The organism is Photobacterium sp. DNB23_23_1, assembly GCF_052873815.1.
On sequence record NZ_JBNNXT010000120.1, the window covers coordinates 1 to 293 of the forward strand.

Consider the following 293-nt stretch of genomic DNA (forward strand, 5'->3'; position numbering starts at 1 on the left):
CGTAGCTCAGCTGGATAGAGTACCTGGCTACGAACCAGGCGGTCGGAGGTTCGAATCCTCCCGAGCGCGCCATAATTTGTGTGGTGAGGTGGCCGAGAGGCTGAAGGCGCTCCCCTGCTAAGGGAGTATACGGCTTATACCCGTATCGAGGGTTCGAATCCCTCCTTCACCGCCATTCTTTTCTTGTTCAAGTTCTACTTGATAAAGAATGCCTGCGCGTCCGTAGCTCAGCTGGATAGAGTACCTGGCTACGAACCAGGCGGTCGGAGGTTCGAATCCTCCCGGACGCGCCA

The 293-nt window shown here is 56.7% G+C and carries 2 tRNA genes; both read left to right on the top strand.

Features of this window, described 5'->3' with window-relative positions:
- The first annotated feature begins 82 nt into the window (after positions 1-82).
- Positions 83-175, top strand: a tRNA-Ser gene (locus ACVA53_RS25085).
- Positions 176-216: 41 nt separating this feature from the next.
- A tRNA-Arg gene (locus ACVA53_RS25090) sits at positions 217-293 on the top strand.